We start from the raw sequence: 18,517 nt of genomic DNA, 5'->3' as shown, positions 1-18,517 counted from the left end.
TCCGGCGGGTGGTAACTCTTCGACGTCAGTGCGGGAAAGGCTTTCACTGCAACGCAACTGCAACCTTTTCGGTGATCCTGCTTGAGTCACAAGCAAAAGCGAAAACTCCCTGGAGTCCCGGATGTCCGAACACCAGCCGCCCGCGGCCCCGCCGCCACTGAATCCCCAGCCCGCACAGCAGTCCCGGCGCGGCAAGATCATCAGGTTCGCGGTCCTGATGGTGATCCTCTGCGGCCTGGTGGTGGTCGCGATCGTCGCCGGCCGCACCTCCGCGACCAACGCCGAGGTCGGCGAATGCGTTGAGCGCACGGGTGACAACTCGCTGTCCATGGTGGAGTGCGGGGATCCGGCCGCGCAGTACAAGGTCGTCGGCCGCAAGGAGAACCTCAAGCAGTACGGCAACATCAACGTCTGCGACGAGTTCGACGACGCCACCGACCGCTACTGGGAGGGCGAGCAGGGCGGCGAAGGCTTCTTCCTCTGCCTCGCCCCGGTCAAACGTCCCTGACGGCCGGGTCCGGTGATGTGCGCAGCGCCGACACCATGCGGCTGATGACGGCGACATACTCGGCTTTCAGTCGTGGTTTGTCCTCATCGGTCGCCTCGGCCAGCGCCATCCCGGCCGCGCCGAGCGCGCTGTACAACACCCTCGTCAGGCTCTCCAGCGGCAGCGGTTCGATCGTGCCGCTGTCGATCAGCACCCTGATCCGCCGTTCGACGTGCCTGTACGCGAGGTCCTGACCGGCAAGCTGCCAGTGCACCAGACCCAGCGCGGCCGGTGCCTCGATCCACACGATGCGGCCGTAGACCGGGTCACAGCTGCGCTCCAGGAACGCGTCGAGCGCGGCGAACGCTGCCGACCACGGGTCGCTCGCCTGCTCGGCCGCGGCGTCGGACAACGCCATCACCTCGATCTCCAGCTGCTCGAACACCGCCGTGAACAACGCGGACTTGCTCGAGTAGTGGTGGTAGATCGCGCCGCGGGTGGCCTGGATGTCGCCCGCGATGTCCTCCAGCGACGTGCCGGCGAAGCCGTGCTCGGCGAAACGCCGGGTCGCTGCCGCCAGCAGAGCGGTGCGAGTGGCCTCCGAGTACTGCTCCCGGCGGCTCTTCGTGGTCGACATGCGCAAAGCATAGGACATACACTGCGTATGTCACCGACGCGGTGTATGTCGCGTCACCCTCGGTCACAACAGTTTGGGGACTCTGATGACCGACCTGATCGAGCCTGATGCGTTGCTGTTCAACCCGTTCATGCCCGGTTTCTTCGAAGACCCGTACCCGCAGTACAAGATGCTGCGCGACGAGGACCCGGTGCAGAACCACCCGCTGGGATTCTGGTTCGTCTCCCGCTTCGACGACGTCTCCGCGCTGCTGAAAGCCGGTCTTTCGGTGGAGGTGGGCAACCTCGCGCCGGGGGTGATGATGGATCAGCTGGACTCGCTGGGCATAGAGGACGGCAAGCACGGCGTGCTGAACATGTCCATGCTCGACCGTGATCCGCCTGATCACACCCGGCTACGTTCGCTGGTCACGAAGGTGTTCACACGGCGGGCCGTGGCCGCGCTCGAACCGAAGATCGTCGCCCTGGTGGACGCCGTGCTCGACCGGATGGCCGAGAAGGGCAGCTTCGACCTGGTCGAGGAACTGGCGTTCCCGCTGCCGTTCGCGGTGATCTCCGAGATGCTCGGCATGCCGCCGACCGATCACGCCCGCATCCGTGAGCTCAGCGGAACGCTGGTGCGGTCGCTGGAGGTCGTCACGGACGAGGAGGTCGCGCGGGCGATCGTGAACGCGGACATCGAGCTGGCCGCGATCACCCGTGACCTCATCGAATGGAAGCGTGCCAACCCCGGTGACGACCTGCTGACCGCGTTGATCGCGGCCGAGCACGAAGGCCAGGTGCTCAACGGGGACGAGCTTGTCGCGCAAGTGGTCCTGCTGTACGTCGCCGGACACGAGACCACGGTCAACCTGATCGCCAACGGCGTGAACGCGCTGCTGCGTAACCCCGATCAGCTGGCGTTGTTGCGTGAACGGCCCGACCTGGCGGGCAACGCGGTCGAGGAGTTCCTTCGTTACGACTCGCCCGTGCAGCAGACCCGGCGCATCACCACAGCGCCGTACACACTGCGGGACAAGGAGATTCCGGCCGGCACGTTCGTGCTGGCATGCCTCGGCTCGGCCAACCGGGACGAGCGGTTCTTCGGCGCGGACGCCGGTGAACTGCGGATCGACCGGCCGGAAGCGCGCCACCAGGTGTCCTTCGGCGCCGGGCCGCACCACTGCCTCGGGGCGGCCTTGGCCCGGCTGGAAGGTCAGGTCGCGGTCAGCCGTCTCGTGCAACGGTTCCCGGACCTGGCCTTCGACGGCCAGCTGGAGTGGAACGGCCGGATCAACCTGCGTGGCCCGGCGAAGTTCCCGGTTCGCGCCACCTGAACCGGCCCGCAGCGGCCAGCAGTCCAAGGGGGACGGTCGTCGCCGCGGCGATGAAGAAGATGGTGCCGTAAGCACCGGCTTCCGCCAGGCCGGCGACCGCCCCCGCGGCCGCGGCGCTGCCCGCGAACAGTGCGGTGGCGAACAACGAGATCATGGTCGCGCGGGCAGCCGGCACAACCTCGGTCGCCCAGGTCTGGATCGACGAGTGCATGGCCGTCCACGCCAGGCCGAACAGCAACGCGGCCACAACCGTGACCGCGGGATTCCGTGAGACCGACAGCAGCGCGCAGGCGATGACCGCCGCCGTCGCACCGATCGCGATCAGCTTGGCAGCGTGCAGATTCTTCGACATCCGGCCCACCAACCGCGTCGACATGAACACGGCCAGCCCGTATGTGCCGGTGACCGCCCCGGCGACGGCCGCGCTCGCCCCCGCCGCCTCGACCGCGGGCGGCAGAACAGTCAGCACGCCGAGCAGGACTAGACCCTCGGTGAACGCGAGCAGCAGAACGAACAACGCTGCTTTGGTACTGATCACCTGCCGGACCGCCCGCAGGATTCTGCTGTCCTTGCGAGTCATCGGCGGCTGGGGGAGCCGGCGCAGCACAACCGCCAGGACCAGCGACGACACCCCGGTCAGAATGAATGTGCCACGCCAAGTGACAAGTTGTGCCATCAGTCCGGCCCCCACCGAAGCCGCCGCGATCCCCATGGCAGTGCCGACCATCAGGCGCGTGATCTCCGGCTGCCGCCCCCGCGCGGGCACGGTGTCCCCGACATAGACCAGGCTCGCCGGGTAGGCGGCCCCGAAGAACCCACCGGCCAGCCCTCGCGTGATCGCCAGCCACACCGGTGTCCACACGAAGGCCGCCGCGATCGTCGAGATCGCGGCGGCCAACAGCGTCAACCGCATCGTCCGGACCAGCCCCAGCCGGTCCGACACAGTGCCCCAGACCACCTGCATGAGCCCGTACACAAGGAAGTACACACTCGCCGCCCGCACCACCTCACCCAGCGACACATCCAGGTCCCCGGCGATGGAGATGAGCATCGGCGGCATGGCGAACCGATCCAGCGTGCTCACAAACGTTGTCATCTGAAGCAGCCGAATAGCCCGCATTCCCCGACGGTACTTCACAGTCAAACGTTTGCAGGCACCCTAGCCGCCGAGGGCGACGCGTTCGATCTTGACGGGTTTGGCGGGCAGGCCGTCGAGTGGCCCGCGTTCGCTGGGGATGATGCCGTTGGCGACGATGCGGTCGAGGGCGTCCATGCCGCGGACGACTTTGCCGAGGACGGAGTAGTTCGGGGGGATGTTGGCGAAGGAGTGCACGATGAAGAATTCGGAGCCGTTGGTGCCGGGGCCCTGGTTGCCCATGGCTATGGTGCCGCGCGGGTAGGTTTCCTTGCCGGTGACCTCGTCGGGGAATTTGTAGCCGGGACCGCCCTTTTCCACCTCGATGAGGTCGCCGCACTGCAGGACACCCAGGCGTGCCGAATTGGTCAGCCGGAAGCATTCGGTCTTGTTGTAGAACCTTTGCAGGACAAGGCTGATCATGTTGTGGACGGCGCAGGGGGCGGCGCCTGCCCGGTTGAGCTGCACCACGACCGGGCCGTAGTTGGTCTTGAAGGTGACGTTGACGTGGCCCTTGGTGAGGGCGAACGGCAACGGGCGCAGGACCGGCCGGGCGGCCGGGTTCTCCGGGGTCGGCGTGAACTCGCAGCGCACCAGTGGCGGCGCCGGGGTTGCCTGCGCGGGAACGGTGATCAAACCGGACGTGAACACGGCGGCGACAACTGTGCCGAACAGCCTTCGGAGCTTCATGGCAGGACCATATAGCGGTTACTGATTTTCCGTCTTATTGATATCTTCGCCGAGAGTTTTCCCTTATGGTTCAGGAGGTTCCGCGTGAGAAGGGTACTGGCGATCGTTGCTGCCATGCTCGCGGCAACGGCGTTACCCGCGTCGGCCCAGAGCGTCCAGGCCGCGCAGTCGCACTTCGAGAAGATCATTTTCGACGGTGGTGGCGATGACGTGCTCAACGGCATCCGCTACCACTCGTTCCGCATCCCCGCATTGGTCCGCACCAAGAGCAACACGCTGATCGCCTTCGCCGAGGGCCGCGCGGACAACAACGAGGACTACGGCAACATCAACCTGCTGTACAAGCGGTCCACCGACAACGGTCTCACGTGGTCCAAGCTCGACGAGGTGATCGGCGCCGGTCAGGGTACATGGGGCAACCCGACCCCGGTGGTGGACGGCGAGACCGGCAAGATCTGGCTGTTCATGAACTACCAGCCCGAAGGCCACGACCCTGTCGACTCCTGGGACGACCGCCAGGTCTGGATGTCGGTCAGCAGCAACGACGGTGTCGGCTGGGCCGCGCCGGTCAACATGTCCGAGACCCTGAAGCCGAAGAAGACCGGCAGTGGCAAGGACTGGAACTGGGACGCGGTCGGCCCCGGCGTCGGCATCCAGACCACGTACCGCAACGCGGGCCGGCTCGTGATCCCCGCGCAGCACCGCAACATCTACAGCGACGACAACGGTCTTACGTGGAGGGTGCAGCTGTTGCGCACCGCCGCGAACGCGCCGATGGAACAGACCGGCGAGTCGACGATCCTGGAACTGGCCAACGGCCAGCTGTACCGCAACGATCGGCCGACCACCCCGGTCTGGGAGACGGACAAGCGACGCATGGTGTCACGCGGCACGATCGAATCAGGCTTCACGCCGTTCGCGGCGGCCGAGTGTCTGCTTGACCCGAAGAACGAAGCATCCACCATGCGCTACAACGCCGACGCCCCGGCGCGGCTGGCGTTCGTGAACTCCGCGAGCACGTCCACCCGCACCAAGATGCGGATCCGGATGAGCGAGGACGAAGGCAAGACCTGGAGCTACAGCCGCCCGTTCTCCGACGCGCCGTTGCCGTTGGAGGGCGGCAACTACAAGGAAGGCGGCTACTCCAGCATCGCCAAGACCGCCGACTACCACGTGGGTGCGCTGATCGAGGTCAACGAGAACACCGACAGCAGTTCCACCTCGCACCGGTCGATCGCGTTCCGCAAGGTCAACCTGCCCTGGATTCAGGGCGGAGTGCGTGAGCCGGGCTGCAATGGCGGATAGTAGAAAGGACGCATGACCAGTTCCCACCTTCCTGGCGCGATCCAGTTGCCCGACGGGACCTGGATTCGTGGCCGGGGTCTGCGTAACCCCGAGCCGGACGGCCCTGAGCCGGAGTTCGGCCTCTACCTGGGCGGTTCGAAACTGCGTAGCAGGCACAGCATCCGCTGGCCGCACGAATGGATCGACTGGCCGGACTTCCTGTTGCCCCGGGACACCGATGCCGCGATCCGCAGTATCCGTGCGTTCCACGACCTGGCCAAAGAGGGCAAGCAGGTCGAAGTCGCGTGTGGTGGCGGTGTCGGGCGTACCGGCACCGTCGTGGCGTGCCTGGCCGTCCTGGCAGGCACGCCGTCGGCTGACGCCGTCGCCTGGGCACGCGAGCACTACAACCACCGGGCGGTAGAGACGCCCTGGCAGCGCAAATGGGTCTTGCGCTTCGGTGACCGGGCACAGATCGGCTGACCAAGGACCGGACTGTTGAACCCCCAATGTCCCGTTGGTTGCATCCGGCGCAACCAACGGGACATTGGGGGCACATCACCTAGCCGTTGGGCCATGTGTGGACGGGGTTGTTCTCGTGCATGTGGGCGATGTATCGCTTGAGCATCACCCGCAGGGCCTGGTGCCGCTCCAGGTTCTCCGAATCCTGGATCCGTGCGACTTCGGCGACCTGCCAGGTCGAGCCGTTGCGGCCGGTCAGGCAGCGGTCCTGGATGATGCCCAGCAACCGGTCGCGTTCGGCGGGATGCACGCCCCAGCGGTCGAGGCCCTGGTAGGCCAGCGGCAGCAACCGGCGCAGGACAAGCTCCGCCGCGGGGACGAAACCCACGCCAGGCCAGTAAAGCTGGGCTTCGATGCCGTGCCGGGCACCGGTGTGGAAGTTCTCCTCGGCCGCGCTGAACGACATCTGCGACCACAACGGACGTTCGGCTTCGGCCAGCATGCGCACCACACCGAAGTAGAACGCCGCGTTCGCGAGCGTGTCCACAACGGTCGGCCCGGCAGGCAGGACGCGATTCTCCACCCGCAGATGCGGCGTCCCGGCCACCACGTCGTACACCGGGCGGTTCCACCGGTAGATCGTGCCGTTGTGCAGCCGTAGTTCCGTCAAAGCAGGGATATTGCCGGATTCCAGTGCCTCGAACGGGTCTTCGTCCTCCAGGATCGGCAGCAGCGCCGGATACAGCCGGACGTTTTCCTCGAACAGGTCGAACACCGAGGTGATCCATTGTTCGCCGAACCACACCCGGGGCCGCACACCCTGGGCTTTCAGTTCGTCCGACCGGGTATCGGTGGCCTGCTCGAACAGGGGAACGCGGGTTTCCTGCCACAGGTTCTTACCGAACAGGAACGGGGCGTTGGCCGCGAGCGCGACCTGGACGCCCGCGATCGCCTGGGCGGCGTTCCAGTAGGCCGAGAACTGCATCGGGCTGACCTGAAGATGCAGTTGCGCACTCGTGCAGGCACTTTCCGGCGCGATCGAGTCACAGGTGACTTCCAGGCGTTCGGCGCCTTCGATCGAGATGTGCATGTCCTCGCCCCGCGCGGCGAAGATCTGGTCGTTGAGCAGGGCATACCGCGGATTGGCCGACAACGAGTCGTGCGTCAGGTCAGAGCCGCGCAAGGTCGGCAGAATGCCGATCATCACCATGTGCGCGCCGCGTGACCGGGATTTCACCTCCGCCGCGTTCAGGCTCGCGCGGACCTGCTCCTCGAAGGCGGTCACGCCACCGTCGGCGAGTTCCCGCGGCGCGACGTTGATCTCGATGTTGAACTGGCCGAGTTCGGTCACGAAATCCGGATCGGCGATCGCACCCAGCACCTCGGCGTTTTTCATCGCCGGTTCGCCTCGCTCGTCGACCAGGTTGAGCTCGATTTCCAGGCCGGTCATCGGCCGTTCGAAATCGAACCGGGACTCCTGCAGCATCCGGGCGAACGCGTCCAGGCAACGCCGCACCTTGTGCCGGTAGCGCGTCCGGTCCTCCCGGCTGAACGTCCGGCGCTCGACTTCTTGACCCATCGCCTCAGCCTCCTTGGATCCACAGGCCGATCAGGCCGCGGAAATGCGCGATGAACTTCTCGTGCTCGGCCGGTGGATAGGTCGTCCGCACGGTTTCGACCAGCAGGGCGTCGAAGTCGGGGGAGGATACCCAGTCGCGGACCATGTCGTCCACACTGGACAGAGAGGTGGCGCAGAACTCGTGGTAGCGCGCGGTGTCGAAGTAGTCGTCGGCCAGCTTGAGGTACTCCGCGAGCTTCTCGTCGTAGGCCAGGGCGGAGTCGGCGACCTCGAAGTACCGCCGGGTGTCCAGGTCCAGCTGGGCGCGCCTGCCGGTGACCGCGCAGAACACCGACCACTTCAGCAGGGCCCCGATGGCCCACGGGAAGTAGTAGTGCAGCGAGGTGATCGAGATGTCCGGGCAGGCGTTGGCGTAGTCGATCGGGTAGACCTCGGAGCCGACGACCAGGCTCTCGCAGGAGTTGAACTCCCAGCGGAAGAACGCGTTGATCAGCCGGGAGATGGTGACCACCTCGGTCCCGGCCTGCTCGGAGAGAAACCCGTGCTGCACGGCGTATCGCTCGTGCATCGGCTTCTCCGGCTGGAACCGCATCACCATGGTGTCCGGGCCGATGGTCAGCGACCGCGCGAACGAGTCGTAGCCCTCGACCGAGGCCTGCAGGTGCATCAGCATCTCGCCGGACGAGTCGTAGGCCGAGTGCAGCGCGTCCGCGTCCCCGATCCGGGACACACCCCGCCACGCGCCGCCGTCGTACGGCTTCATGAACAGCGGATAGCCGACCTGCTCGGCGACCGCGTCCAGATCGAACGGCCGGTTGTACTTCGACGCTGTGTAGGCGTATTTGGCGTGATCGACCGGGTTCTTGTACGGCACCAGCCAGGTCGAGGGCACCTTCAGCCCGAGCCGCATCATCGCGCAGTACGCCGCGTGCTTCTCCATCGACTGGAACGTGAACGGGCTGTTGAGCAGGTACACGTCGTCCATCAACGCGATCTTCTTCAGCCATTCGCGCGGCACGTAGTACCAGTACGCCAGCCGGTCGATCACCAAGTCGTAACGCGGTTTCGCACGCAGGTCGAACGGCTCGATCGTGATCCGCTCGGTCCGCAGCGTGTGTTCGGTGTTCCCGGCGCGCACCGGCCCCAGCCGTCGCACCAGCTCCTCGAACGCGCGTGGCCAGTCCTCCTCGGTCCCCAGCAACAGGCCCAGCAGATGTTCCGTGCGATCCGGCATGCGCGCGTCCTCCTTGGGCAGGCAGCTAACAGAAGCGGGGCAGATGGTGGGCGACCTGGTTACGCCACGACGGCCAGTCGTGCGGCACGTCGTGACCCCAGACGTCGAGTTCGCAGCGCAGGCCCTTGTCCTGCAACAGGCCGGCCATGTGCCGGGTGGAGGGCAGCGAGCCGGTGGTGTCCTCCCACTGGCCCTGGCCGACGACCAGCAGGATCGACAGCCGCGACCGCAGCCAGTCGAGATGATCACCGTTGAGGTTCGGCACGAAGTCGGCCGGGTTGGCGAAGTACAGCGCGTCGCCGCGTTCTCCCCAGCCGTGCCAGGAGGACGCGTCGTAGTTGCCGGAGAAGCCGAGCGCGAGCGGGAAGAGGTCGGCCCGTCGCAGGCTGAACAGCACCGAGTGGAACGCGCCCAACGAGCATCCCATTGTGGCCACCTCCCGCGGTCCGCCACTGTCAGCGTGGATCATCGGAAGCACCTGATCAAGCACCCAGGACTCGTACCCGTCGTGTTGCCGGGCGCGTTCCTCCAGCGGGATCGACCGGTTGGACCACGAGGCGCCGTCGTAGGAGTCGACGCAGTACAGCTTGACCCGCCCGTCGTCCAGCAACGGCCGGACGGCGTCGATCATCCCGTTGCTCTCCCAGTCCCACGCCCGGCCCTGCTCGGACGGGAACACCAGGAACGGACGGCCGTAATGGCCGTACGCGATCACCGTGCCGCCGCCCACCTCCACCTGATCACGTCTCAACGTCAGCTCTCCCAGACAGTCCGCAGCAGCTCGGTGAGCGCCGGCTCGAACGCATCCCGCCACCCCACATAGTTGTGCGCGTCCGGCACCTCCACCAGCCCTGTCGGATATCCGAGTGCGACGAGGGCCGCGGCCATCTGACGGTTGTTGGCCAGGTTCTCCTCGGCCAGGCCGCACGTCAGGGTGGCCGGGACCGGCTGCCCGCGCGTGGTGCCCCGCACGATCCCGCTGACGAACCGGGTGACCCTGCCGTAGCGGCTGTACCCGGACTCCTGCGGGTCCAACCGCCGGTCGAAAAAGGACCCGGACTGCAGAAACAGCCCGCCGAACAGGCCCGGCCTGCGCCGCTGGGCGTGCAGCATGCCCAGCGCGCCGAGGCTCGCACCCATCCCGACCACGGGTTTGATCACCGGGACCAACGCGCGGATGGCCGGCAGGACACTGCGCGCGAGCATCCGGGCGTGCGCGGGATTGCCGGAGTACTCGTCGTCACGATCACCTGGTTGGAGCAACGCGACCCGGTGCTTGATCTCGAACGACGCGGCGAACCTGGTCAGCCCGGCAAGCCGGTCGTACTCCGGCCCGTCGTGGGCGACCAGCAGCGGCATCGGGCCTTCACCAGGCGACCACAACCGGACCGAAATCCCTGGGACGGGCACGTCGGCATAGTCTCCGCCGGACGCCTCCAGCCAGGCGGGTGCGCGGTAGTCGGGGAACTCCACGACCGACTTGTCCCCGAAAGCGCCCGGTGCCCGAAGCGGGTTGCCGGGATCGCAGATCTCCTCGAAACCGCCGTCACGGTGACGCAGCTGCAGCCTGTATTCCATCCGCCACACCGGCGGCCGGGACAACGGCAACGTCCAGACGCCGTCGGCGTGGGTGAACTCCAGTTGCGCGTTCGGCAGCGAAAGAGCCGGCAGCAACCGCACACCACTCAGCGTCGCCTGGCCGTCCGGGCCGCTGTCGGGCAGCCGGAACGTCACCGAACCCTCGGTGACCACCGGGCCTGCCTGGACGGTCGTTTCGTCTGCCGTCGATTCCTGCACGGACACCACACTCTCATGGCGCGGCGCGGCGGCGTGAATTCCCGATGGGCCGCGTACCCGGAGATCGTTTCGGCCCGCGTGCCAACGAGATCCACTTTGTCGTCCACAATGTACTGAAAAGCTGTTCGCACGGTGGTACACCAAAGCGGGTACCGTTAGGCCGTGCCGCCTAGTATGCGTCGCGACGCCGAGACCAATCTGCGCCGGGTCCTCGGGGCCGCGGCCGAGGTCTTCGCCGCGGAAGGGCTCGGCGCGACCCTGGCTGACGTGGCCAGACACGCCGGAGTAGGGGTCGGCACGGTTTATCGGCGGTTTGCCAACAAGGACGATCTGATCTACGAGGTCTACCAGGCCAAGATCCGGGAGACCGAGCAGCAGGCCCGGCAGGCCAGCGAGGCCGACGACGCCTGGGCAGCCTTCGTACGGTTGTTCAAGCAGTCGATCCGCGACCTCGCGGCCGACAAAGGCCTGTGTGAGCTGACCACCGGCGGGTTCACCCAGTCGCTCGGCTGGGCCCGTGGCACGCCGCCCGCCCGGCTGGCCGCGTTGCTGCGGGAGAACCAGGAAGCCATGGGCGTGCACCTGGTCAAGCTGGTGCAACGCGCCAAGCAGGCCGGTGAGCTGCGCGAGGACTTCGACGCCGGCGACATGATGGTGCTGTCGGCCGCTGTGCAGGCCACGATCGCGTTCGGCGGCTCGGAGTATCCGCAGGTCTCGCAGCGTACGCTCGGGTTCATCCTGGACGGCCTGCGCCCGGCGGGCGCGAGCAGCCTGCCCGCGCCGCCGCTCACCGAGGACGACCTGGCCAGGCTGCGTCACCGCCTTTGAACGGCGGCGTAGGGTCCGGATATGACGACGAGCGCGGGACTTCTTGTCGATGCCTTCGGCCGGATTCAGGAGGAAGTGCACGCCGCGGTGGCAGGTCTGTCCGCGGACGAACTGGCGTACCGGATCAACGGTGAGGCCAACTCGATCGCCTGGCTGATCTGGCATCTGGCCCGGGTCCAGGACGACCATGTCGCCGGCGCGGCCGGTTTCGCCCAGGTCTGGACGGCTCAGGGCTGGGCAGGCCGCTTCGATCTGCCCTTCGGCGACTCGGAGATCGGATACGGCCAGGACAGCAGGAAAGTCGCTCAGGTCAAGGCCTCGGCGGAGTTGCTCACCGGCTACTACGACGCGACCCACGAGCAGACCATCGGCTACGTCAAAGGCCTTACCAGCAAGGACCTGACGAGGATCGTCGACGAGAACTGGGATCCGCCGGTGACGCTCGCCGTGCGCCTGGTCAGTGTCGTCTCCGACGACCTGCAACACGTCGGGCAGGCAGCGTTCATCCGCGGCCTGCTTTAGAGCACACCGAACTCGTTGCCCTCCGGGTCGGCCATCCCGGCATTGTGTGGCGTTCTGGGCCCCACCGTAAGATGATCGCCGGTTGAGACAAAGCAGCCACCGAGAGATCATCGCCGAGTCCGACCGGCATGCGTGCCGGGCGGCCACACTTAGGGAGACGTGTGGACGTTCTGGGCGCACCCCCGAGAACAGGCCAGCCACTGCGGGTCCTGCTCGTGGAGGACGACGACGGCGACGCCTTCCTCGTTACCGAGCTGCTGGCGGACCTGTCCGAACACATTGTCGTGCGCCGAGTGGACACTCTGGCCAGCGCGGTGAGCGCGCCGCTGCGTGCCGACTGTGTGCTGCTGGACCTGCAGTTGCCGGACGCGGTCGGGCTGACCGCGCTGACCCGGCTGAGACAGCACTCTCCGGAGACCGCTGTGGTCGTGCTGACCGGGCAGCGTGACGAGGCCATCGGCGTGGCCGCGGTGGCTGCGGGGGCGCAGGATTACTTGGTCAAGGACCAGGTCGACGGTTTGTTGCTGGTCAAGGCAATGCGGTACGCCTGGGAACGCAAACGGGCCGAGGAGGCCGAGCGTCAATTGCTTCAGCAGCAACTGGTCGCCGACGAGAACCGCCGGCTGGAGCGTGGCCTGCTGCCCGCGCCGCTGATCAGTGACGAGAACCTGAACCTGGTCGCGCGTTACCGCCCCGGCCGGGACGGATCGTTGCTGGGCGGGGATTTCTACGATGCCGCGGAGCTGCCGGACGGCACGGTGGAAGTGGTCATCGGGGACGTCAGCGGGCACGGGCCGGACGAGGCCGCGCTCGGCGTGGCGTTGCGAATCGGCTGGCGTTCCCTGGTTCTGGCCGGGTTGCCGACCAGCGAGGTGCTCCGGACAGTCGAGAAAGTGCTGCTGCACGAACGTATCAACCACAGCTTCGTCACGCTCTGCACGATCACCATCCGGCCGGACCGCCGCTCGTTGCGGATGCGGCTGGCCGGTCATCCGCCACCGCTGCTGATCGAGGGCGACGCCGGACGGCTGCTTCCGATGGACAATCTCGGCGTCCCGCTCGGCCTGATGCCGGACGCCGTCTGGGAACCTGTCGATGTCGACCTGCGCCCGGGCTGGTCGTTGCTGCTCTACACCGACGGCGTGTTCGAGGGCAAGGTCAAGGGCCAGACCGAGCGGCTGGGCCACGAGAACATGGCAAACCTGCTGATGGCCGACCTGCGGGCGAACCCGGGCTGGCGGCAACGGCCTGGGGTCGTGCTCGACAAGCTGATCGCGGCGGTGGAGGAACTCAATGAGGGCCCGCTCGACGACGATGTCGCACTGGCGCTGTTGAGCCACGGCGAGATCCGATGAAGACCGTTCCCCGGTGGCATATCCGGCGGTGGATGGCAGCGCTGATCGTGGTCGAGTCGGTCATGCTCGCCGCGGCGATCATCGGTGGCGTGATCGGGCTGAACCAGCTTTCCGACGCGCGGGCCCGTGTGGTCGACCAGATCGACCCTGAGCTGATCGAGGCGCAGAACCTGACGAGCGCGTTGCTCAACCAGGAGACCGGCCTGCGAGGCTATCTGCTGACCGGGCAACGGGATTTCCTCACGCCGTTCGACGACGGCCGGGCACAGCAGGACAAAGCTGTCGCGGAGTTGCGGCGCCTCGGCGCGGTCGACGGCACACAGGCAGGCGACGAGCTCACTCGTGTGCTGAACAGCGCGACTGTCTGGCAGGCGACGGCCCAGGAGATGATTGCCGCACCACGGCCGGTCGATCAGGCGCTTGTGGACAGTGGCAAGTCGCAGTTCGACGCCGTACGGACGTTGCTCACCGCCCAGTCCGCGAGCCTGCGGGCGGGCCGGGAGGGCGATCGCGAGCGGCTGAACGAATCCGCGAGGTTGCTCAGTGTGGTCATCGGCGTGATCATCGTGCTGCTGGTCGTGCTGTTCGTGTTGCTGGCGCTGGGATTCCAGCGGCGGATCATGGCCCCGATCCTCCGGCTGGGCAACGAGGTCAAGGCCGCGACAGCCGACATCGACCACCGGATCGTCGGCAGCGAAGGGCCGCACGAACTGGCCGAACTGGCCGCGGACGTCGAAGCCATGCGCCAGCGCATCGTCAACGAGGTCAGCGAGCTGCGCCGGGCCCACCGGCTGCTCGACGAACGCACCCAGGAGCTGCAACGGTCCAATTCGGACCTCGAGCAGTTCGCGTACGTCGCGTCCCACGACCTGCAGGAGCCGCTGCGCAAGGTGACCAGCTTCTGCCAGCTGATCCAGCACCGCTACCAAGGGCAGCTGGATGAGCGCGGCGAGCAGTACATCGAGTTCGCTGTGGACGGTGCCCGGCGGATGCAGGTGCTGATCAACGACCTGCTCGCATTCTCCCGGGTCGGCCGCGGGACCGGCGAGTTCACCGACGTCAGTACCGGCGAGGCGCTGCGGGCCGCGATCGGCAATCTGGAGCAGGTGATCGAGGAGACCGGCGCGGAGGTGACGCTCACCGGCCTGCCCGTGGTGCGCGGCGAGATCTCGTTGCTCACCACGGTGTTCCAGAACCTGCTCAGCAACGCGATCAAGTTCCGCGGCGACGAGCCGCCCGCGGTGCGCGTCAAAGCGGCCCTGGACGCCGGGCAGTGGACGTTCTCGGTGACCGACAACGGAATCGGCATCGACCCCGAGTACGCCGACCGGATCTTCGTGATCTTCCAGCGGCTGCACACCCGCGCGGCCTATCCGGGCACCGGGATCGGGCTGGCGATGGCACGCAAGATCATCGAGTACCACGGCGGCAGGATCTGGCTGGACACCGACAGCGGGCCCGGCCGGACCACGTTCCGCTTCACGCTGCCGCAGAGAACCGAGGAGTCATGACCGAAGCCATGAAGCCCATCGACATCCTGCTCGTCGAGGACGACCCAGGCGACGTGCTGATGACCCGGGAAGCGTTGGAGTACCACAAGGTCCGCAACATGCTGCATGTGGTGAGCGACGGTGTCGAGGCGATGCAGTTCGTGCGCCAGGAGGGGCAGTTCTGCAACATGCCCAGGCCTGGGCTGATCCTGCTGGATCTGAACCTGCCGCGCAAGAATGGCCAGGAAGTGCTCGCGGAGCTCAAACAGAGCCCGGATCTGCGCACCATTCCGGTGGTCGTGCTGACCACCTCGGAGGCCGAGGAGGACATCCTGCGCAGCTATCAGCTGCACGCCAACGCCTACATCACCAAACCGGTGGATTTCGACCGATTCATCGAGGTGGTCCGGCAGATCGACGATTTCTTCCTCACCGTGGTCAAGCTGCCCCGCTGAAACGAGTACGGTGAAAGCGCATGTTCAATACCTGGGGGTAGTGAGCTGTCGCATTTCGAGGTCGATCAGGTGCTTATGCGGCTGATTGGGTGACCGTTTGGGACCGCGGCCACGGCCACACCGGCCGGGCTGTACGGATTCGCCGACCGGGGCCGGATCCGGGCCGGGCTGCGTGCCGACCTCGTGCTGGTCGACGGCGACCCGACCCGCGACATCACGGCCATGCGCGGGATCTCAGCGGTCTGGCGCAACGGCGCCAGGATCACTCGCTGAACAACCCGACGAGCCGTTCACGGGAGATGGCGGGGGAGCGGTTGCCCATGTGGCCGACCATTGTCTGGTTGGTGACCAGGGCGTTGACCACCGCTTCCTCGACCGCGTAGACACTTGCTTGCAGGAACGGCTCGATCCCCGGCCACGGAACGAATTCCATGGTGGTCAGGGATTCCTCCTGGGCTTGCGCGGGGCTGTCGAGTGCGCCGGGATTCCCGGTGGAGAAGGCCAGGAAGATGTCGCCGGACGAGTGCGCGCCCGTGGTTCCGGTCCGGCCGAGACCGAGAGTGGCCCGGCGCGCCAGCGCCGAACACTGCTGGGGGAGCAGCGGAGCGTCGGTCGCGATCACCACGATGGCAGACCCGGCGCCCTGCGGCAGGGACCATCCTGTCTCGGCCGCCGGGCTGTCGTCGGTCATCATCTTGCCGACCGGACGTCCGGCAATGGTCAGCTGCGCGCGTGCCCCGAAGTTCGCCTGGATGAACGCGCCCACTGTGTAGTCGGCGCCGCCGTAACGAACTTTCCGGGAGGCAGTCCCGTTGCCGCCTTTGAAGCCGTAGCAGGTCATTCCGGTCCCGCCGCCGACCGAGCCCTCCTCGATGCTCCCGCCCACGGCGTTGTCGATCGCTTGAACAGCATGCTCGGCGGTGACGTAGGAGCGGTTGATGTCATTGAGAAAACCGTCATAGGTCTCGCCGACGACCGGGAAATCCCAGGGTGTCTTTCCCGGCTGCTCCCGGGCGACCCAGTCGAGCACACCACGGTGGCACGGGCCCACAGCAAAGGTATTGGTGATCAGTACCGGCCAGGCCAGGGATCCGGTCTCCATCAGCCAATGCGATCCGGTCATCTCGCCGTTGCCGTTGAACGAGTGAAACCCCGACGCGCAGCTCACCCCGACGTTCTGCTTGCCACGCGGCAGAAGCGCGGTGACACCAGTGCGGATCGAGTCGCCCTCGATCAGCGTCACGTAGCCGACCTCGACGCCCGGCACGTCCGTGATCGCGTTGAGCGCGCCGGGCTGCCCCTCAAAGGGGATGTTGAGCATCCGGGCCCGAGGTTGTCCTGCCGGCGTGTAGTGCCAAGCGTCGTTCATACAACCAGGATAGTGATCACGGCACGAGGGGAAAGCCGGCCGTGACCGGCTTTCCCGCGGGGCAGGTCAGCTCCAGGTGACCACCCGCAGTCGGCCAGTACCGGTGGGATCTTCCTGCTGCTGTCCGGCGCCGGTCTGGTCTACTTCGGACGGAGGGTCAGGCGGTCTTGACCGCTCCGCCGTCGATCAGGTAGTCCGTGCCGGTGATGTTGTTGGGCGACACGGCGAACACGATCAGCCGGGCGACCTCCTCGGGTGTGCTCACCCGGCCGGTGGAGGCCCCGAGGTTGGCCAGGAACTGGTCGGCGAAGTCGTGCCGATCGACGCCCTGCGCCTTGGCGAGCTGGCCGACAAAGCCGTCAGGATCCTCCCAGACGCCGGTGCTGACCGGGCCGGGTGAGATCCCGATGGCGCGTACGCCCTGCGGGCCGAACTGCTCGGCGAGTGCCTTGGTCAGGCCGTTGAGGGCGGTCTTGGCGATGTTGTAGTCGGCGGGCCCGACGCCCGGGAGCCGGGCCCCGACCGACGACACGTTGACGATCACGCCGTCGCGCTCGATCAGGCTGGGCATGGCGGCCCGGCTCGTGCGCAGCGCGGAGTAGAAGTTGACGTTGAAGGACTGCTCCCACGCGCTGTCGGGCAACGTCAGTACGTTGTTGACCACGCCCTGCACCAGGCCGGCGTGGTCGCCGATACCGGCGTTGTTGACCAGGATGTCGATGCCGCCGAGCGCGGTGAGCGCCTCGTCGATCAGCTGCTTCGGGCCGTCCGGAGTGGACAGGTCGGCGCTCACCGCGATGGCGCCGGTCTCCTTGAGCTCGGCGGTGATCGACCTGGAGCCGCTGACCACGCGGACACCCTCGTCGATCAGCTGACGGACGACCTCAAGCCCGATGCCCTTGCTCCCGCCGGTGACGACCGCGGTCTTGCCGGCAAGTCGCAGATCCATGGCTTGTCCTCCTGCATTCGTTTCGGACCGGACGGTCCCGGACCGATCGGTCCCGATACTGGCCCGGCCGGCCCGGCCTGTCAACCGGGTGTGATCCCCGTTTCGTGAAATGACGTGGGACCGGTCGGTCCGTTAACATGCGGCCATGCCACGCAAGCCGGATCCGACCGCACGGGACCGGATCCTGGAGATCGCGGCGCAGCTGTTCGACTCCGAGGGCGTGCACGCGGTCGGCCTGCAACAGATCATCGACGCGGCCAGTTGCGGCAAGAACACCCTCTACCGCGAGTTCGCCACCAAGGACGAGCTGGTCGCGGCCTATGTCGTCCGCAGCAGGGACGGCTGGACGGCAGCTTTGGAGCGGGCCGCGCAGGCAGCTTCCGACCCGGCGGACCAGCTACTCGTGATCGTCAGCGACGTGGCCGAACAGACCATGGCAGCGGAGTTCCGTGGCTGCGCCATCTACAACGCCCACGCCGAATTCCCAGACCCCACACACCCAGTGAACAAGGCCGCCACCGCAAACTTCCAGCTGATGCACGAAAGCCTGCTGGACATCGCCAGACGCGCGGGCGCAGCCGACCCGCGCACCCTCGCCGACCGAATCATGCTGATCATCGACGGCCTGAAAGCCAACGGCGCCGCCATGGGCCGCACCGGAGCCGCCCCCGCCGCAGTCAAATTCGCCGAAGAGGTCATCCACAACGCCCTCCAGCCCATCAGCCCTGCCTGATAGTCACGCCTGAGCCGAGTGGCTTGGTCGCGCCGGTCGTTTACGCACCGCAACACGCCCGGCATCGCCCCAGCCACGACGACGGCCGACCCCGAGCGAAGAAGCCGGTCGCGTGGGGCGGTGTGGAAACGGCTGGCTTTGGCGACCAAGCCCGCCGAGCGGAGCGAGGCCGTCCAATACTGTCGGACCCCCGGCG

19 protein-coding genes and 1 pseudogene are annotated in these 18,517 nt (G+C 66.9%); 11 read left to right on the top strand and 9 right to left on the bottom strand.

What is annotated here, in order from left to right; all coding sequences use genetic code 11:
• The first annotated feature begins 121 nt into the window (after positions 1-121).
• On the top strand, positions 122-508 hold the full coding sequence (locus tag JOF56_RS50485) for an LppU/SCO3897 family protein (protein WP_209646568.1): 387 nt from the start codon (positions 122-124) through the stop codon (positions 506-508).
• On the opposite strand, the gene JOF56_RS50480 is transcribed toward JOF56_RS50485, so the two are convergent.
• Positions 495-1,124, bottom strand: coding sequence for a TetR/AcrR family transcriptional regulator (locus JOF56_RS50480; RefSeq protein WP_209646567.1), 630 nt, complete (start codon positions 1,122-1,124; stop codon positions 495-497). The two genes, JOF56_RS50485 and JOF56_RS50480, sit on opposite strands and share 14 nt — an antisense overlap.
• 85 nt (positions 1,125-1,209) lie before the next feature.
• Here JOF56_RS50480 and JOF56_RS50475 point away from each other — a divergent pair, with 85 nt between their 5' ends.
• The gene (locus tag JOF56_RS50475; RefSeq protein ID WP_209646566.1) at positions 1,210-2,439 is read left to right on the top strand and encodes a cytochrome P450; all 1,230 of its coding nucleotides are present in this window, start codon (positions 1,210-1,212) and stop codon (positions 2,437-2,439) included.
• On the opposite strand, the gene JOF56_RS50470 is transcribed toward JOF56_RS50475, so the two are convergent.
• Both JOF56_RS50470 and JOF56_RS50465 read right to left on the bottom strand, forming a co-directional pair.
• Positions 2,396-3,535, bottom strand: a complete 1,140-nt coding sequence (locus JOF56_RS50470; protein WP_209646565.1) for an MFS transporter — start codon at positions 3,533-3,535, stop codon at positions 2,396-2,398. The two genes, JOF56_RS50475 and JOF56_RS50470, sit on opposite strands and share 44 nt — an antisense overlap.
• 63 nt (positions 3,536-3,598) lie before the next feature.
• Complete coding sequence (locus JOF56_RS50465; RefSeq protein ID WP_209646564.1) at positions 3,599-4,264, bottom strand: peptidylprolyl isomerase; 666 nt, start codon at positions 4,262-4,264, stop codon at positions 3,599-3,601.
• Positions 4,265-4,348: 84 nt separating this feature from the next.
• Here JOF56_RS50465 and JOF56_RS50460 point away from each other — a divergent pair, with 84 nt between their 5' ends.
• Both JOF56_RS50460 and JOF56_RS50455 read left to right on the top strand, forming a co-directional pair.
• Entirely contained in the window at positions 4,349-5,569 is a 1,221-nt protein-coding gene (locus tag JOF56_RS50460) for a sialidase family protein (protein WP_209646563.1), read from the top strand.
• A gap of 12 nt (positions 5,570-5,581) precedes the next feature.
• Positions 5,582-6,031 (top strand): phosphatase domain-containing protein, encoded by a 450-nt coding sequence (locus JOF56_RS50455; protein WP_209646562.1) that lies wholly within the window; start codon positions 5,582-5,584, stop codon positions 6,029-6,031.
• A gap of 79 nt (positions 6,032-6,110) precedes the next feature.
• Here JOF56_RS50455 and JOF56_RS50450 read toward each other — a convergent pair whose 3' ends face one another.
• The 4 genes from JOF56_RS50450 to JOF56_RS50435 are packed head-to-tail and all read right to left on the bottom strand — an operon-like array spanning position 6,111 to position 10,626.
• Positions 6,111-7,589 carry a glutamate-cysteine ligase family protein gene (locus JOF56_RS50450; protein WP_209646561.1) on the bottom strand — a complete coding sequence of 493 codons (1,479 nt, stop codon included), beginning with the start codon at positions 7,587-7,589 and terminating at the stop codon, positions 6,111-6,113.
• A gap of 4 nt (positions 7,590-7,593) precedes the next feature.
• Entirely contained in the window at positions 7,594-8,823 is a 1,230-nt protein-coding gene (locus JOF56_RS50445) for an ATP-grasp domain-containing protein (protein ID WP_209646560.1), read from the bottom strand.
• 25 nt (positions 8,824-8,848) lie between these two features.
• On the bottom strand, positions 8,849-9,574 hold the full coding sequence (locus tag JOF56_RS50440; RefSeq protein WP_209646559.1) for an esterase family protein: 726 nt from the start codon (positions 9,572-9,574) through the stop codon (positions 8,849-8,851).
• A gap of 2 nt (positions 9,575-9,576) precedes the next feature.
• On the bottom strand, positions 9,577-10,626 hold the full coding sequence (locus JOF56_RS50435; protein ID WP_209646558.1) for an alpha/beta hydrolase: 1,050 nt from the start codon (positions 10,624-10,626) through the stop codon (positions 9,577-9,579).
• A 156-nt stretch (positions 10,627-10,782) separates the two neighbouring features.
• Here JOF56_RS50435 and JOF56_RS50430 point away from each other — a divergent pair, with 156 nt between their 5' ends.
• The 6 genes and pseudogenes from JOF56_RS50430 to JOF56_RS61050 form a co-directional block, all read left to right on the top strand.
• Complete coding sequence (locus JOF56_RS50430) at positions 10,783-11,448, top strand: TetR/AcrR family transcriptional regulator (protein ID WP_209646557.1); 666 nt, start codon at positions 10,783-10,785, stop codon at positions 11,446-11,448.
• Between the two features lie 21 nt (positions 11,449-11,469).
• Entirely contained in the window at positions 11,470-11,970 is a 501-nt protein-coding gene (locus JOF56_RS50425) for a mycothiol transferase (protein ID WP_209646556.1), read from the top strand.
• A gap of 128 nt (positions 11,971-12,098) precedes the next feature.
• Positions 12,099-13,325 (top strand): PP2C family protein-serine/threonine phosphatase, encoded by a 1,227-nt coding sequence (locus tag JOF56_RS50420; RefSeq protein WP_209646555.1) that lies wholly within the window; start codon positions 12,099-12,101, stop codon positions 13,323-13,325.
• Positions 13,322-14,836 (top strand): sensor histidine kinase, encoded by a 1,515-nt coding sequence (locus JOF56_RS50415; protein ID WP_209646554.1) that lies wholly within the window; start codon positions 13,322-13,324, stop codon positions 14,834-14,836. Before JOF56_RS50420 ends, JOF56_RS50415 begins: the two co-directional genes overlap by 4 nt.
• Positions 14,833-15,270: a response regulator gene (locus JOF56_RS50410; RefSeq protein WP_209646553.1), complete on the top strand. Its 438-nt coding sequence runs from the start codon at positions 14,833-14,835 to the stop codon at positions 15,268-15,270. Before JOF56_RS50415 ends, JOF56_RS50410 begins: the two co-directional genes overlap by 4 nt.
• Before the next feature lie 117 nt (positions 15,271-15,387).
• A pseudogene (locus JOF56_RS61050) lies at positions 15,388-15,543 on the top strand (amidohydrolase family protein); the annotation flags it as partial.
• On the opposite strand, the gene JOF56_RS50400 reads toward JOF56_RS61050, so the two are convergent.
• Positions 15,533-16,639: a DmpA family aminopeptidase gene (locus tag JOF56_RS50400; RefSeq protein ID WP_209646552.1), complete on the bottom strand. Its 1,107-nt coding sequence runs from the start codon at positions 16,637-16,639 to the stop codon at positions 15,533-15,535. The pseudogene JOF56_RS61050 and the gene JOF56_RS50400 sit on opposite strands and share 11 nt — an antisense overlap.
• Positions 16,640-16,796: 157 nt before the next feature.
• Entirely contained in the window at positions 16,797-17,588 is a 792-nt protein-coding gene (locus JOF56_RS50395) for an SDR family NAD(P)-dependent oxidoreductase (RefSeq protein ID WP_209646551.1), read from the bottom strand.
• A 145-nt stretch (positions 17,589-17,733) separates the two neighbouring features.
• On the opposite strand from JOF56_RS50395, the gene JOF56_RS50390 reads away from it, so the two are divergent.
• Entirely contained in the window at positions 17,734-18,321 is a 588-nt protein-coding gene (locus tag JOF56_RS50390; protein ID WP_209646550.1) for a TetR/AcrR family transcriptional regulator, read from the top strand.
• Positions 18,322-18,517: the final 196 nt, after the last annotated feature.

The organism is Kibdelosporangium banguiense (assembly GCF_017876405.1).
GTDB classification, from domain to species: domain Bacteria; phylum Actinomycetota; class Actinomycetes; order Mycobacteriales; family Pseudonocardiaceae; genus Kibdelosporangium; species Kibdelosporangium banguiense.
Note: the sequence above shows the minus strand (reverse complement) of the source record. Positions and strands in the feature narration are given on the sequence as shown.